Raw genomic sequence first — 16,996 nt, forward strand, 5'->3', positions numbered from 1 at the left:
CGGGTCACCGCCGAACTCGTCAGCACCCGGGAACGGCTGCGCACCGTCGAGGAAGCCGCCCGCGAGCCCATCGCGATCGTCTCCATGAGCTGCCGCCTCCCCGGCGGGGTCCGTACCCCCGAGGCCCTCTGGGAGCTCCTGCGGTCGGGCACCGACGCGATCTCCGGCCTGCCCGTGGACCGCGGCTGGGACCTGGAGGCGCTCTACGACCCCGACCCCGGGGCCCCCGGGACCAGCTACGCCCGGGAAGGCGGCTTCCTCTACGACTGCGCCGACTTCGACCCGGAGTTCTTCGGCATCTCCCCCCGCGAGGCCCTCGCCATGGACCCCCAGCAGCGGCTGCTGCTGGAGACCGCCTGGGAGGCCTTCGAACGCGCCGGCCTCACCCGGGACGACGTCCGTGACAGCCGCACCGGCGTCTACGCCGGGGTCATGTACGACGACTACGGCTCCCGCGTCCCGCACACCCCCGGCGCCCGCATCCCCGAAGGCCTGGAGGGCTACCTCGTCAACGGCAGCGCGGGCAGCGTCGCCTCGGGCCGCGTCTCCTACACCTTCGGCCTGCGCGGACCGGCCGTCACCGTCGACACCGCCTGCTCGTCCTCGCTCGTCGCCCTGCACCTCGCCGCGCAGGCCCTGCGGGCCGGAGAGTGCGACCTGGCGCTCGCGGGCGGAGCGACCGTGCTGTCCACGCCCACCATGTTCATCGACTTCTCCCGTCAGCGCGGGCTCGCCCCCGACGGCCGCTGCAAGGCCTTCTCCGACTCGGCCGACGGCACCGGTTTCGGCGAGGGCGCCGGAATGCTGCTGCTCCAGCGGCTGTCCGACGCCCGCCGTGAAGGCCGTACCGTACTGGCCGTCCTCCGCGGCTCCGCCGTCAACCAGGACGGCACCGGCGCCGGCCTCACCGCCCCCAACGGGCCCGCCCAGCAGCGCGTCATCCGCGCCGCCCTGGAGAACGCGGGGCTCACCGCCGACCAGGTCGACGCCGTGGAAGCGCACGGCACCGGCACCGGCCTCGGCGACCCCATCGAGGCGCACGCCCTGCTCGCCACGTACGGCCAGGCCCGCCCGGCCGGAGCGCCCCTGCTGCTCGGCTCCCTCAAGTCCAACATCGGGCACGCCCAGGCCGCCGCCGGGGTGGCCGGGGTGATCAAGACCGTCCTGGCCCTGCGCCACGGCGTCCTGCCCAAGACCCTGCACGCCGAGGAGCCGTCGCGGCAGATCGACTGGACGGCCGGCGCGGTCACCCTGCTCACCGAGACCACCCCCTGGCCCCGGCGCGCCGACGGCCCCCGCCGCGCCGGGGTCTCCGCGTTCGGCGCGAGCGGCACCAACGCCCACGTCATCCTCGAAGCCGCCGAGCAGCCCGCGGGAGCGGGAGCCGGAGCCGGAGCCCGAGCCGAAGACGGAGCCGGAGCCGGAGCCCGAGCCGAAGACGGAGCCGGAGCCGCAGCCCGAGCCGAAGACGGAGCCGCAGCGTCCGACGCGTCGGCCGCGCCCGTCCCCATCGCCTGGGCGCTCTCCGCCCGGGACGTGCCCGCCCTGCGCGCCCAGGCCCGCCGGCTCGCCGACCACCTGGCCGCCCGGCCCGCGGACCCCGCCGCCGTGGCCTCCGTACTGGCCCACCGCCGCACCGCCTTCCCCGAGCGCGCGGTCGTCCTCGGCGAGGACGCCGGGACCCTGCTGCGCGGTCTGGAGTCCCTCGCCGACGACGCCCGCCCGGACACGGGCCTGGTGGTGACCGGCCGGGCCGCCACCGGCAGCCGGCGTACCGCCTTCCTCTTCACCGGCCAGGGCAGCCAGCGTCCCGGGATGGGCCGCGAGCTGTACGCCGCCGAGCCGGTGTTCGCGGCCGCCCTCGACGAGCTGTGCGCCGCCTTCGACCCCCACCTGGAACGCCCCCTGCGCACGGTCATGTTCGCCGCACCCGGGACGCCGGACGCCGGACTGCTCGACCGCACCGAGTACACGCAGCCCGCCCTGTTCGCCCTCGAAGCGGCCCTCCACGCGCTCGTCACCTCGCGCGGCGTCCGCCCCGACGCCGTCGCCGGCCACTCGGTCGGCGAGCTCACCGCCGCCTACGTGGCCGGCGTGTTCAGCCTGCCGGACGCGGCCCGGCTCGTCGCCGCACGCGGCCGGCTGATGGGCGAACTGCCCGGCGGCGGGGCGATGGCCGCGCTCCAGGCCGGAGAGGACGAGGTACGGCCGCAGCTCGCGGGCCGGGAGGCGCGGATCGACCTCGCCGCGGTGAACGGGCCGGCCGCCGTGGTGGTCGCGGGCGACGAGCCGGACGTGGCGGAACTGGTCGAGTACTGGAAGAGCCGCGGCCGCGCCGCCAGGCGGCTGACCGTCAGCCACGCCTTCCACTCGCCGCACATGGACGGCATGTTGACACAGTTCGAAACGATCGCTCGCGGTCTCGAATACCACCCGCCCAAGATTCCTGTCATGTCGAACCTGACCGGACGGCTCGCCACCGGCGAGGACCTGCGCACCGCGGACCACTGGGTCCGCCACGCGCGCCGTCCGGTGCGCTTCCTCGACGGCGTCCGCGCCCTGCGCGCCGAAGGCGTCGACAGCTTCCTGGAACTGGGCCCCGACGCGGTCCTCACCGCCATGACCCGCACGATCCTCGACCACGACGACGACCTCGGCCACGGCCATGACGAGAGCCTCGGCCGCGACCACGACCGGGACACCGCCCCCGTGCGCACGATCGCCGTGCAGCGCCGCCGCAAGCCCGGGGCGCGGGCCTTCGCCGAGGCCATGGCCGCCGCCCACGTCCACGGACTCGGCGCCCGGACCGCCCCCGCCCCCCACCCCGCCGCCGACGCGGAGCTCACCGCACAACTGCCGACCTACGCCTTCCAGCGCTCCCGCTACTGGCTCGACGCCCCCGCCCCCGCGCAGGGGGACGGCCTGGCCGCCGCCGGGGTCGACACCGCCGGACACCCGCTGCTCGCCGCCCGCGTCGAACTCCCCGACGGCCAGGGCACGGTGTGGACGACGACCCTGTCCACCCGCACCCACCCCTGGCTCGCCGGGCACACCGTCGCCGGACGCGTCGTCGTCCCCGGCACGGCCCTCCTCGAAGTCGCCCTCAAGGCCACCTCCACGACCGGGGACCGGGTCGCGGAACTCACCTTCGACGGCCCGCTCGTGCTGCCCGACGAAGCGCCCGTACGGCTGCGCGTCCACCTCGGCGCCGCCGACGCCGACGGGACGCGCCCCCTGCGGATCCACTCCGCCGCAGCCGGTTCCGGCACCGGGTCGAGCGCCGACGACTGGACCCCGCACGCCACCGGCCGCACCGCACCCGGCCCGGCCGCGGCCCCGGACGACACCTTCGCCCCGCTCACCGGCACCTGGCCGCCCGAGGGCGCCGAACCCGTCGCCGTCGAGGCCGAGTACGAGCGGTTCGCCGCCGCCGGGATCGGCTACGGACCCGCGTTCCAGGGCCTGCGGGCCGCCTGGCGAAGGGGCGACGAAGTCTTCGCGTACGCCGCCCTGCGCCCCGAGGAGAGCGCCGACGCCGCCGGCTACGGCCTGCACCCCGCCCTCCTCGACGCCGCCCTGCACGCCGTCACCGCCGCCCGGCCCGACGCCCACGGGCTCGTACCGTTCTCCTGGACCGGAGCCGCCCTGCACGCCCACGGCGCCGACGCCCTGCGGGTACGGATCGCCCCGGCCGGGCCCGACGCCTACGCCGTGAGCGCCGCCGACCCCGAGGGCCGGCCCGTCTTCGCCGCCGCCTCCCTGGCCCTGCGCCGGGTCCGGGCCGACCGGATCGCCGCCGCCGCCGCTGCCGGCACCGGTTCCGCGCCGCTGCTGCGGCCCACCTGGACCCCGCTGGCCACCGACCCCGGACAGCCCGGCGGGACCACGTGGCTGCTCCTCGGCGACCCCGCCCCGGCGCTGGCCGACGCCCTGACCGCCGCCGGAGCGGACGTCCGGACCGCGGCCGATCCCGACGCACCCTTCGCCGACGTACCGGCGGGGCCCGTCCACGCCGTGGCCGACCTGCGCGGAGACGCCCGCGCAGACGGCGCAGACGGCGAAGAGGGTGAAGAGCGCGGAGACGGCCCGCAGGCCGTGGGCCGCCGCGTCCTCGCCCTCGCCCGGCAGTGGCTCGCCGCGGACCGCCCGACCGGATCCCGGCTGACCGTCCTCACCCACCAGGCGGTCACCACCGGCCCCGGACAGCCCGTCACCGACCCCGCCGCCGCCGTCGCCTGGGGCCTGATCCGCTCGGCCCAGACCGAACACCCCGGCCGGTTCGCCCTCGTGGACACCGACGAGCAGCCCGCCTCGTACGCGGCCCTGCCCGCCGCCCTGACCCGCGCCGACGGCGCCGACCAGCTCGCCCTCCGCGCCGGCACCCCCCACGCCCCCGGCGTCGCCCGCGTCACCACGGCGCCCGGCGCCGCCGCCTGGAACCCCGACGGCACCGTCCTCATCACCGGCGGCACCGGCGGCCTGGGCTCCGCCGTGGCCCGCAGGCTGGTCACCGCACACGGCGTACGCCACCTGCTGCTGACCAGCCGGCGCGGCCCCGACGCCCCGGGCGCCGCCGCACTGGCCGCCGCGCTCACCGAAGCCGGCGCCCACACCGTGGAACTCGCCGCCTGCGACGCCGCCGACCGCACCGCCCTCGCGGCGCTCCTCGCACGGATCCCCGCCGAGCGCCCGCTCACCGCGGTCGTCCACACGGCCGGCGTCCTCGACGACGGTCTGCTCACCGCGCAGGATCCCGCGCGCCTCGAAGCCGTCCTGCGGCCCAAGGCCGACGCGGCCCTCGCCCTCCACGACCTGACCCGGGGCCTGGAACTCGACGCGTTCGTCCTGTTCTCCTCGGCCGCCGGACTCCTCGGCAGCGCCGGACAGTCCACCTACGCCGCCGCCAACGCCTACCTCGACGCGTTCGCCTCCTGGCGCCACGGCCAGGGCCTGCCCGCCGTCTCCCTCGGCTGGGGCCCCTGGGCGGGCGCCGGCATGGCAGGCACCCTCGGCGAGACCGACGCGGCCCGACTGCGCCGCAGTGGCATCACCGCCCTCCCGCAAGCCGAGGCCCTCGACCTGTTCGACGCCGCCTGCACCCGCCCGGACGCCGTCCTGCTGCCCCTGCGCATCGACCCCGCCGCCGACCGCACCGCCCTGCCGCCCGTCCTGCGCACGCTCGCCGAGCAGGCGACCCGCCGCGCGGCGGGCACGGTCCGAGCCGGTTCGCCGGCCGCGGACCGCGGGCCGGAGCAGCCCCGGCCGACACTCGCCGACCGGGTCGCCGGTCTGCCCCGGGCCGAACGCTCCGCGCTCGTCCTGGACCTCGTACGGACCGAGGTCGCGGTCGTACTCGGCTACGCGGGCCCGACCGAGGTCGGCGTCCACCGCAGCTTCCGGGAAGCCGGCTTCGACTCGCTCACCGCCGTCGAACTGCGCAACCGGCTCGGCGCCGAGACCGGCCTGCGGCTCACGGCGACCCTCGTCTTCGACCACCCGACGCCCCTGGCCCTCGCCGAGCACATCGACGGGGAACTGCCCGGAGCGGAAGCCTCCCTGCTCGCCCTCATCGGCAGGCTCGGCGAGGAGACCGCCCGGGCCGACCTGGACGACGACGCCCGCGGGAAGGTCGCCGACCGGCTGTCCGCCCTGCTGGCCGGGCTCGGCGTGGCGACCACCACCGCCCCGCCGGAAGCCGCTGCTTCCGACACCCGCACCGACACCGAAACCCCCGCCGGCCCTGCTGCCGGCACCGTCACCGAACTACTCCATTCCGCCTCCGACGACGAACTGTTCCAGCTGCTCGACAGCGGCTTCCGCGCCATTTGAAGCCCTGCACCGAACACCTCCAGGGGAGAGCCGTGTCCGCTCACGACGCCACCAGCCAGGACTCCACCACGGGCAACGAGGCCAGGCTCCGCGAGTACCTCCGCCGCGCCATGACCGAGCTGCACGAGACGCAAGCACGCCTCCGCGAGGCCGAGGAGCGGAGCACCGAACCCCTGGCGATCGTGGGGATGGCGTGTCGTTTCCCGGGTGGGGTGGGCTCGCCGGAGGGTTTGTGGGATCTGGTGTCGTCGGGTGTGGATGCGGTGTCTCCGTTCCCGGGTGACCGTGGGTGGGACGTGGAGTCGTTCTTTGATCCGGAGCCTGGTGTTCCGGGGCGTTCGTATGTGCGGGAGGGTGGTTTCCTGCATGAGGCGGGGGAGTTCGATGCGGACTTCTTCGGTATTTCGCCGCGTGAGGCGGTGGCGATGGATCCGCAGCAGCGGTTGCTGTTGGAGACGTCGTGGGAGGCGTTGGAGCGGGCGGGTATTCCGGCTTCGTCGTTGCGGGGATCCCGCGCGGGCGTCTTCGTCGGCGCCATGTACCACGACTACGGCACCGACCGCCCCGCCGCACGCGACGACGCCGGCGGCTACGGCGGCACCGGCACCTCCGGCAGCGTGGTCTCCGGCCGCATTTCCTTCGCTCTGGGCCTGGAAGGCCCGGCGGTCACCGTCGACACGGCCTGCTCCTCCTCCCTCGTCGCCCTGCACCTGGCCGCCCAGTCGCTGCGGGCGGGGGAGTGCGACCTCGCACTCGCCGGCGGCGTCACCGTCATGGCCACGCCCTCCACCTTCGTGGAGTTCTCGCAGCAGCGGGGGCTTGCGGGGGATGGCCGGGTGAAGGCGTTCTCGGATGCGGCGGACGGTACGGGCTGGGCCGAGGGTGTGGGGATGCTGCTGGTGATGCGGCTGTCTGACGCGGTGGCCGGGGGTCATCGGGTGTGGGCGGTGGTGCGGGGTTCGGCGGTGAACCAGGACGGTGCGAGCAATGGGTTGACGGCGCCGAACGGTCCGTCGCAGCAGCGGGTGATCCGGGCGGCGTTGGAGAGTGCCGGTCTGGGTGTGGCTGATGTGGATGTGGTGGAGGCGCATGGTACGGGGACCCGGTTGGGGGATCCGATCGAGGCGCAGGCGTTGTTGGCGACGTATGGGCAGCGGCCGGTGGACGGTGAGCCGTTGTGGTTGGGGTCGTTGAAGTCGAACATCGGGCATGCGCAGGCTGCTGCGGGTGTGGGTGGTGTCATCAAGATGGTGATGGCGCTGGAGCACGGGAGGCTGCCGAAGTCCCTGCATGTGGATGTGCCGTCGTCGCAGGTGGATTGGGAGGCGGGTGCTGTCTCTCTCTTGACGGAGGAGCGGGCGTGGCCGGAGGTGGGGCGTCCGCGTCGTGCGGGTGTGTCGTCGTTCGGGGTGAGCGGGACGAACGCGCACGTGATCCTGGAGCAGGCTCCGGTGGTGGAGTCGGTGGTGGAGTCCGCTGAGCGGGAACTGCCGGTCGTTCCCCTCGTCCTCACCGCCAAGTCCGAGACCGCACTGCGCGCCCAGAGCGCCCGCCTGGACGCGCACCTGGAGCAGAACCCCGCCCTCCGTCCCCTGGACGTGGCCCTGAGCCTCGCGACCGGCCGCTCGATGCTGGAACACCGCTCGGTCACCCTGGGACCGACGGTCGTGGAGGGCGTCGCAGGCACCCCGGGCCGTCGGGTGTTGGTGTTCCCGGGGCAGGGGACGCAGTGGGTGGGGATGGGTGCGGGGCTGTTGGAGTCCTCGCCGGTGTTCGCGGCGCGGTTGCGGGAGTGCGCGGACGCGCTGGCGCCGTTCGTGGACTTCGACGTGGTCCAGGTGGTGCGGGAGGGCCGTTCGCTGGACCGGGTGGATGTGGTCCAGCCGGTGACGTGGGCGGTGATGGTGTCGCTGGCCGCGCTGTGGCGCTCCCTGGGTGTGGTGCCGGATGCGGTCGTGGGGCATTCGCAGGGCGAGATCGCCGCTGCCGCCGTCTCCGGCGCGCTGTCACTGGAGGACGCGGCCCGGGTGGTGGCCCTCCGTGCCGCAGTGATCGGCCGGGAACTGGCCGGGCTGGGCGGCATGGCGTCGATTCCTCTGCCTCTGGTTGAGGTGGAGGCACGGCTGGAGGCGTGGTCGGGGCGGCTGGGTATCGCCGCCGTCAACGGCCCCTCCAGCACGGTCGTCGCGGGTGACGCCGATGCCATCGTGGAGTTCGTCGCTGCCGCGCAGGCGGAGGACATCCGGGCCCGTCAGGTACCGGTCGACTACGCCTCCCACTCCGCACATGTGGAGCGGATCGAAGCGGAACTCCTCGACGTCCTCGGCCCGATCACCCCGCGCCGGGCCGACGTCCCGTTCTACTCCACCGTCACCGCCGAACTCGCCGACACCACCACCCTCGACGCCGCCTACTGGTACCGCAACCTGCGCAACCCCGTCCGCTTCGAGGAAACGATCCGCTCCCTGGCCGCCAAGGGCTTCACCACCTTCGTGGAGTCCAGTGCCCACCCCGTCCTGACGATGGGCATCCAGGAGACCGCAGAGGCCACCGGAGCCGAGGTCCTCGCCGCCGGGTCGCTGCGCCGCGACGAGGGCGGGCTCCAGCGGCTGCTGACCTCCGCCGCCGAACTCTTCGTCCGCGGCGTCGACATCGACTGGGCCACCCTCTTCGAGGGCACCGGCGCCCGGCCCGTCGACCTGCCCACCTACGCCTTCCAGCGCACCCACTACTGGCTTCCCCCGGCCCCCGCCACCCAGGCGGCGGCGGTCGCCCCGCGGGACTCCCTCGCGTACCGCGTCCAGTGGAAGAGCCTGCGCACCGACGACCCGGCCGCCCGCCTGCACGGGCGCTGGCTGCTCGTCGCCCCCGACTCCCCGGCCGCCCCCGACTCCCCGGCCGCCGCCGACCACGCCGACGCCGCCCGCCAGGCCCTCGCCGCCCTCGGCGCCACCGTGGAGACGCTCACCCTCGACCCGGCCCATGCCGACCGGTCCCTCCTGCGCGCCCGGCTCGCCGAAGCCGCCGACCGCCCGGACGGCCCCCCGCTCGCCGGGATCCTGTCGCTGCTGGCCCTCGCCGACGGCCCGCACCCCGAACACGCGGGCCTGCCGCTCGGCGTCGCCGCCACCCTCGCCCTCACCCAGGCCGCCGCCGACGCGGGTACCACGGCCCGGCTCTGGGCGGTGACCTCCTGCTCGGTCGCCGTGTCGCCCGCCGAGACCCCGTCCCCCGCGCAGGCCCAGCTCTGGGGCTTCGGACGGGTCGCCGCCCTCGAACTGCCCGCCCTGTGGGGCGGTCTCCTCGACCTGCCCGCCCGGCCCGACGCGCGCTCCTGGCAGCAGATCGCCGCCGTCCTCGCCGCCCCGGGCGCCGAGGACCAGGTCGCCGTGCGGCCCTCCGGCACCTACGGGCGCCGCCTCGTCCAGGCCGACGCCGGCCGCTCCTCCGCGCCCACCGCCGCGCGCGGCACCGTACTCGTCATCGGTGACCTCGCGGCCGTGGCCGCCCCCCTGGCCGGCCGGCTGCTCGCCGCCGGCGCCGACCGGGTCGTCCTCGCCGGACCGGCCGACGGCCTCCCCCGGGAACTCGACGGCTCCCTCGCGGCCCGCGTGACCCTCGCGCCCTGTGACCCCGCCTCGGACCGGGAACTGCGGGAACTGCTCGGCCGGTACGCCCCTTCGGCCCTGTACGTCGTCCCGCCGCCCGCCTCGCCCGCCACCCTCACCGGGACCACGACGGAGGGCTTCGCCGCCGCCGTCGCCGCCAAGACCGACCTGGCCGTCCGCCTGGCGGAGATCCTGGCGGACAGCGGCTCCGCACCGGACGCGTTCGTCCTCTTCTCCTCCGTCGCCGGGGTGTGGGGCGGGGCCGGCCAGGGCGGCTACGCGGCCGGCACGGCCCACCTCGACGCGCTCGCCGACGTACTGCGCGGCCGCGGCCTGCCCGCCGCGTCCGTCGCCTGGACCCCCTGGCGGGGGGCCCTCACCGGGCCCGCCGCCGACCGGATCCGCGGTGCCGGCCTGTCGTTCCTCGATCCCGAGCGGGCCCTGGACGTCCTGGACTCGGCCCTCGCGCGCCGCGAGAGCGGCCTCGCCGTCGCCGACGTCGACTGGGAGCGGTTCGCCGCCGCGTACACCGCCGCCCGGCCCTCCGCGCTCCTCGACGAACTGCCCGCCGTACGGGCGCTGCGCGCGGCCGAGCGGGAAGCCGCCGCGGCCCGGACCGCCGCCGACACCAAGATCGCGGCGGGCCTGCGGGGCAGGCCCGCCGAGGAACAGCGACGGGAACTGCTGCGACTGGTGCGCGCGCAGGTGGCCGCCGCGCTGGGCCACACCTCGCCCGAGGACATCGCCCCCGACCGGGCGTTCAAGGACCTCGGCGTGAACTCCGTGACCGCCGTCGAACTGCGCAACCGGCTCCGCGAGGCCACCGGGCTGAGCCTGCCCGCGTCCCTCGTCTTCGACCACCCGACCAGCGCGGCCCTCGCCCGTCACCTCCACGAGCTGGCGGCCGGCGCCGACCCCGAGCCCGTCACGGCCGGCCCGTTCACCACCGCCCCCGCCGGAGGGGACGGCGAGCCCGTCGCCGTCGTCGCCATGGCCTGCCGTTTCCCCGGCGGCATCAACACCCCCGACGAGCTGTGGCGGCTGGTGCGCGACGGCGGTGACGCCATCACCCCGTTCCCGGCCAACCGCGGCTGGGACCTCGACGGCCTCTACGATCCCGACCCGGAGGCGAAGGGCCGTACGTACGTCCGCGAGGGCGGGTTCCTGCACGAGGCCCCCGACTTCGACCCCGAGTTCTTCGGCATCTCCCCCCGCGAGGCCCTCGCCATGGACCCGCAGCAGCGGCTGCTGCTGGAGACCTCCTGGGAGGCCCTGGAACGGGCCGGCATCGACCCGGACGTGCTGCGCGGCAGCCGCACCGGCGTGTTCGTCGGCACCAACGGCCAGCACTACATGCCGCTCCTGCAGAACGGCGACGAGGACTTCGACGGCTACCTCGGCACCGGCAACTCCGCCAGCGTCATGTCCGGGCGGCTCTCGTACGTCTTCGGCCTCGAAGGCCCGGCCGTCACCGTCGACACCGCCTGCTCGGCGTCCCTGGTCGCCCTGCACCTCGCCGTCCAGTCCCTGCGGCGCGGCGAATGCGCGATGGCCCTCGTCGGCGGCGCCACCGTCATGTCCACCCCCGAGATGCTGGTCGAGTTCTCCCGCCAGCGCGTCATGTCGCCCACCGGCCGCTCCCGCGCCTTCGCGGCGTCCGCCGACGGCGTGGCCCTCGGCGAAGGCGCCGGCATGCTGGTCGTGGAGCGGCTCAGCGACGCCGAAGCCAACGGACACCCCGTCCTCGCCGTCATCCGTGGCTCCGCCGTCAACCAGGACGGCGCCAGCAACGGCCTCACCGCCCCCAACGGCCCCTCCCAGCAGCGCGTCATCCGCCAGGCCCTCGCCGACGCCGGCCTCGAACCGCACGACGTGGACGCCGTCGAGGCCCACGGCACCGGCACCGAACTCGGCGACCCCATCGAAGCGCAGGCCGTCCTCGCCACCTACGGCGAAGGGCGCCCCGCCGACACCCCCCTGTGGCTCGGCTCCGTGAAGTCCAACATCGGCCACACCCAGGCCGCCGCCGGAGTCGCGGGCGTCATCAAGATGGTGCTGGCGCTGCGCGGCGACACCCTGCCCCGCACCCTGCACGTCGACGAGCCCACCCCCCGCGTGGACTGGTCCTCCGGCGCGGTGGCGCTGCTCACCGACGACCTCCCCTGGCCGCAGCGGGAAACCCCGCGCCGCGCCGCCGTCTCCGCCTTCGGCATCAGCGGCACCAACGCCCACGTCATCCTGGAGGAGGCCCCCCGCCCGGCCGCCTCCCCCGCCACGGACCCCGGCGAGCAGAGCGACCCGTGGGCGGAGGTCACCGTCCCGCTGCTGCTGTCCGCCCGCTCCGAACCCGCGCTGCGTGCGCAGGCGGCCCGCCTGCGCACGGGACTCGTCGACAATCCCGCGCTCCACCCCGCCGACGCCGGGTACACCCTGCTGACGGCCCGCTCCCGCTTCGACCAGCGGGCCGCCGTCATCGGCGAGAGCCGCGAGGAACTCCTCGACGCCCTGGCCTCCCTCGCCCAGGACCGGCCGCACCCCGCCGCGCTCCGCGGCACCGCCGGACCCGGCGACCGCGTCGCGTTCGTCTTCCCCGGCCAGGGCTCCCAGTGGCCCGCCATGGCCGAAGGGCTCCTCGACCGCTCACCGGCTTTCCGCGACACCGCGCTCGCCTGTGACACGGCGCTCTCCGCCCACCTCGACTGGTCCGTCATGGACGTCCTGCGCCAGGTGCCCGGCGCACCCTCGCTCAGCCGCGTCGACGTCGTCCAGCCCGTGCTGTTCACCATGATGGTGTCGCTAGCCGCCACCTGGCGTTCCCTCGGCGTCCACCCGTCGGCCGTGGTCGGCCACTCCCAGGGCGAGATCGCCGCCGCGTACGTGGCCGGAGGCCTGAGCCTGGACGACGCCGCGCGCATCGTCGCCCTGCGCAGCCAGGCCTGGCTCACCCTCGCCGGCAAGGGCGGCATGATCGCCGTGTCCCTGGGCCCCGAGGCGCTGCGCCCGCGCCTGGAGCGGTTCGGCGACCGGCTGTCCATCGCCGCCGTCAACAGCCCCGGCACCGCCGCCGTCGCCGGTGAACCGCAGGCCCTGCACGAACTGCTGGAAGAGCTGACCGCCGATGGCGTCCACGCCCGGGCCATCCCCGGCGTCGACACCGCCGGGCACTCCGCGCAGGTCGACGCCCTCAAGGAGCACCTCCTGGAGGTCCTGGCGCCGGTGGCCCCGCGCAGCGGCGACATCCCGTTCTACTCCACCGTCACCGGCGGCCTCCTCGACACCGCCGCCCTCGACTCCGCGTACTGGTACCGCAACATGCGCGAACCCGTCGAGTTCGAACAGGCCACCCGCGCACTCCTCGCCGACGGCCACGAAGTCTTCCTCGAACCCGCTCCGCACCCCATGCTCGCGACCTCCCTCCAGGAGACCGTCGCAGACACCGGCGCACGGGCCTCCGTCCTCGGCACCCTGCGCCGTGACAAGGGCGGCGCCCGCTGGTTCGCCACGGCCCTCGCCGCCGCCCACGTCGCCGGCGTCGAGATCGACGCCGACGCCCTGTTCGGCGCCGGCTCCCGCCGCGTCGACCTGCCCACCTACCCCTTCCAGCGCGAGCGCTACTGGTACAACGCCCCCGCCCGGCGCGGCGACGCCGCCTCCATCGGCCTGCGCGAAGCCGGCCACCCCCTGCTCGGCGGGGGAGTGGAACTGCCCGAATCCGGCTCCGTCGTCTACACCGCCCGCCTCGGCGCCGACACCGAGCCGTGGCTCGCCGACCACACCCTGCTCGGCACCGTCCTGCTGCCCGGCGCCGCACTCGTCGACCTCGCCCTGTGGGCGGGCCGGCAATCCGGCTGCGGCAGCCTGGACGAGCTGATCCTCCAGGCCCCCGTCGTCCTGCCCGACGACGGCGCCGTCGAACTGCGGCTGCTCGTCGGCGCCGCCGCCGAGGACGGCCGGCGCACCCTCACCGTCCACTCGCGCGAGGCGGACGCCGACCCCGGCGCGCCCTGGCACCGCCACGCCGAAGCCGTACTCGCCCCCGCCGCAGAAGAGCCGCCCGCCCCGGCCGCCGCGCCCTGGCCCCCCGCCGCGGCCCGGCCCGCCGGACGCCGCGAACCCGACGCCTTCTACGCGGAGTTCACCGCACGCGGCTACGACTACGGCCCCCACTTCCGGGGCTACCGCGACGGCTGGCTCGACGGCGCCGCCGTCCACGCCGAAGTCGCCCTGCCCGAACGCACCGCCGACACGTCCGCCGGCTACGGCATCCACCCCGCGCTCCTGGACGCCGCCCTCCAGGCCATGAGCCTCGGCGCGTTCTTCCCCGACGACGGCCAGGCCCGCATGCCGTTCGCCGTACGCGGCGTCCGCCTGCACGCCGAAGGCGCCGGCCGGCTGCGCGTCACCATCCACCCCGTCAGCGCCGAAGCCGTCCGGCTGACCTGCACCGACGAAGCCGGCCGCCCCGTACTCGACATCGCCGAACTCCTCGTGCGCACCGTCTCCCCCGAACAGCTCGCCGCCACCGGCGGCCGCGCCCGCCTCGGGGGCGCCCTGTACGAGGTCACCTGGCCGCAGCTGCCCGCCGCCGACACCCTGCCGGTACGCCGGGTCGCCGTCGTCGGCGAGGACCACGCCAAGGTCATCGCCGCCCTCGAAGCCACCGGCGGCGCCTGCGACTGGTACCCCGACCTGCCCGCGCTGCTCGACGCGACCGCCACCGGCCGGGCCCCCGACACCGTCGCCGTGTCCTTCCCGCACCACCCCCGCCCCGACGCGCGCACCGCCCACACCGTCGCCCACCGGGCCCTGGACCTCGCCCAGGCCTGGCTCGACGCCGGGGACCGGCTCGACGGCACCACCCTCACCCTCCTCACCCGGGGCGCCGTCTCCACCACCCCCGACGAGGACACCGCCGATCCGGCCGCCGCCACCGTGTGGGGCCTGATCCGCTCCGCCCAGTCGGAGGAGCCCGGCCGCTTCACCCTCCTCGACCTCGACCCGGGCGCCTGGGACGCCGCCGCCCTCACCGCCGCCCTCGCCTCCGGGGAACCGCAGCTCGCCGTCCGGGGCGGCGCCGTCCGCGTCCCCCGCCTGGCCCGTGCCGGCGACACCGACCCGCGCGGCGACCTCCTCGTACCGCCCGCCGCGACCCCCGCCTGGCGGCTCGCCACCAGCGGCACCGGCACCCTGGAGGGTCTGCGCCTCGCCCCCGCCCCCGACACCCTGGCACCCCTGGAGGAGGGCCAGGTCCGCATCGCCGTCCGGGCCGCCGGAGTCAACTTCCGCGACACCCTCATCGCGCTGGGCATGTACCCCGGCGAAGGCGTCATGGGCGCCGAGGGCGCGGGCGTCGTCACCGAGACCGGCCCCGGCGTCACCTCCGTCTCCCCCGGCGACCGGGTCCTGGGCATGTGGACGGGCGGCTTCGGCCCCTACGCCGTCGCCGACCACCGCATGGTCGTCCCGATACCGGCAGGCTGGACCTACGCCGAAGCGGCCTCCGTCCCCGCCGTGTTCCTCACCGCCCAGTACGCCCTGACCCGCCTGGCCCGGGCCACCCCCGGCCAGTCCCTGCTGATCCACGCGGCCGCCGGCGGCGTCGGCATGGCCGCCCTGCAACTGGCCCGCCACCACGGCCTCACCGTGTACGCCACCGCCTCCACCGGCAAGTGGGACACCCTGCGCGGCCTCGGCCTCACCGACGGCGCCATCGCCAACTCCCGCACCACCGCCTTCGCCGACGAGTTCCTCGCCGCGACCGGCGGCCGGGGCGTCGACATCGTCCTCAACTCCCTCGCCGGCGAATACGTCGACGCCTCCCTGCGGCTGCTGCCCCGCGGCGGCCACTTCCTCGAACTGGGCAAGGCCGACGTCCGCGACCCGGACACCGTCGCCGCCGACCACCCCGGCACCCGCTACCAGGCGTTCGACCTGGTCCAAGCCGGCCCCGACACCGTCGGCGCCATGCTCCGCGAACTCCTCGCCCTCTTCGACGCGGGCGTCCTCACCCCCCTGCCGCTGACCGTCCACGAGGTCCGGCACGCCCGCGAGGCCTTCCGCACCCTCAGCCAGGCCCGCCACACCGGAAAGCTCGTCCTGACCATGCCGCCCTCCTTCGGGCCGCACGGCACGGTCCTCGTCACCGGCGGCACCGGCACCCTCGGCAGCGCCGTCGCCCGCCACCTCGTCACCGGACACGGCGTACGCCACCTCGTGCTCGCCGGCCGCCAGGGCCCCGACGCGGACGGCGCGAGCGCCCTCATCGCCGAACTCACCGCCCTCGGCGCCGAGGTCACCGTACGGGCCTGCGACGCCGGCGACCGCGAGCAGCTCGCCGCACTGCTCGCCGACATACCCGACGCCCACCCGCTGACCGGCGTCGTCCACACCGCGGGCGTCCTCTCGGACGGCACCCTTCCCACCCTCACCCCGGGCGCCCTGGACACCGTCCTGCACCCCAAGGTCGACGCCGTCCTCAACCTGCACGAGCTGACCCGCGACCTGGACCTGTCGGCCTTCGTCCTCTACTCGTCCTCCTCCGCACTCTTCGGCAGCCCCGGTCAGGGCGGGTACGCGGCCGCCAACGCCTTCCTCGACGCGTTCGCCGGCTACCGGCGCTCGCTGGGCCTGCCCGGCGTCTCCCTCGCCTGGGGCCTGTGGTCGAGCAACAGCCGGATGGCAGGACACCTCGACCAGAGCGGCATGCACCGCCGCCTCGCCCGCGGCGGCGTCATGCCCCTCACCGACGCCGAAGGCCTCGCGCTGTTCGACGCCGCCCAAGCGGCCGGCGCGCCCCTCCAAGTGCCCATCAGGCTCAACCACGCGGCCCTGCGCGCCGCAGCGCCCGTACCCGCCTTCCTGCGGGACCTGGTCGGCGACGACACCCGGGCCCGCGGCGGAACCCACCGGGCGGCCGCCCCCGCCGAGACGCTCGCGGACCGGATCACCGGCCTGCCCGCCGACGAGCAGGAGGAACTGGTCCTCGACGCCGTACGCACCCACGCCGCGGCCGTACTCGGCCACGGCGGCCCCGAGGGGATCGTCATCGACCGCGCCTTCAAGGAACTCGGCTTCGACTCCCTCACGGCCGTCGAGATGCGCAACCGGCTCGCCGCCGCCACCGGACTGCGCCTCGCCGCCACCCTCGTCTTCGACCACCCGACACCGGCCGCGCTCGCCGGCCACCTGCGCCGCGCGCTCGCCCCGGACGGGACCCCGGCCGCCGGCGAGCCCGCCTCCGCGGCGCGGCCCGACATCGTCATGGCCGAACTCGACCGGCTGGAAGCCCTGTTCGGGACCCTGTCCGGCCGGACCGACGGCGCGGCCGGCCCCGACGAGACGGCGCACCGGGAGATCGCCAACCGGCTGGCGGCCCTCACCGGCCTGTGGCACGGACTCGGCTCCACGACCGGCACCGCCACCGGCAGCGGCACGGGCGGCCCGGCGGACACCGCGGCGTCCTCCGTCGCCGACTCCATCGAGGACGCCGACGACGACGAGATCTTCGCATTCATCGACGAGCGGTTCTGAACCGCACAGCACGTACGGGGTGACGAGAC

The 16,996-nt window shown here is 75.8% G+C and carries 1 protein-coding gene and 1 pseudogene; both read left to right on the forward strand.

Annotated features, from left to right (window positions below):
• Positions 1–9 precede the first annotated feature (9 nt).
• Positions 10–5,829: pseudogene (locus tag OHA81_RS33800) on the forward strand (SDR family NAD(P)-dependent oxidoreductase); the annotation flags it as partial.
• 32 nt (positions 5,830–5,861) lie between these two features.
• A complete protein-coding gene (locus tag OHA81_RS33805; RefSeq protein ID WP_329203122.1) occupies positions 5,862–16,967 on the forward strand; it encodes an SDR family NAD(P)-dependent oxidoreductase in 11,106 nt (3,701 codons plus the stop codon).
• Positions 16,968–16,996 lie beyond the last annotated feature (29 nt).

Source organism: Streptomyces sp. NBC_00667 (assembly GCF_036226825.1).
Taxonomy (GTDB): Bacteria; Actinomycetota; Actinomycetes; order Streptomycetales; family Streptomycetaceae; genus Streptomyces.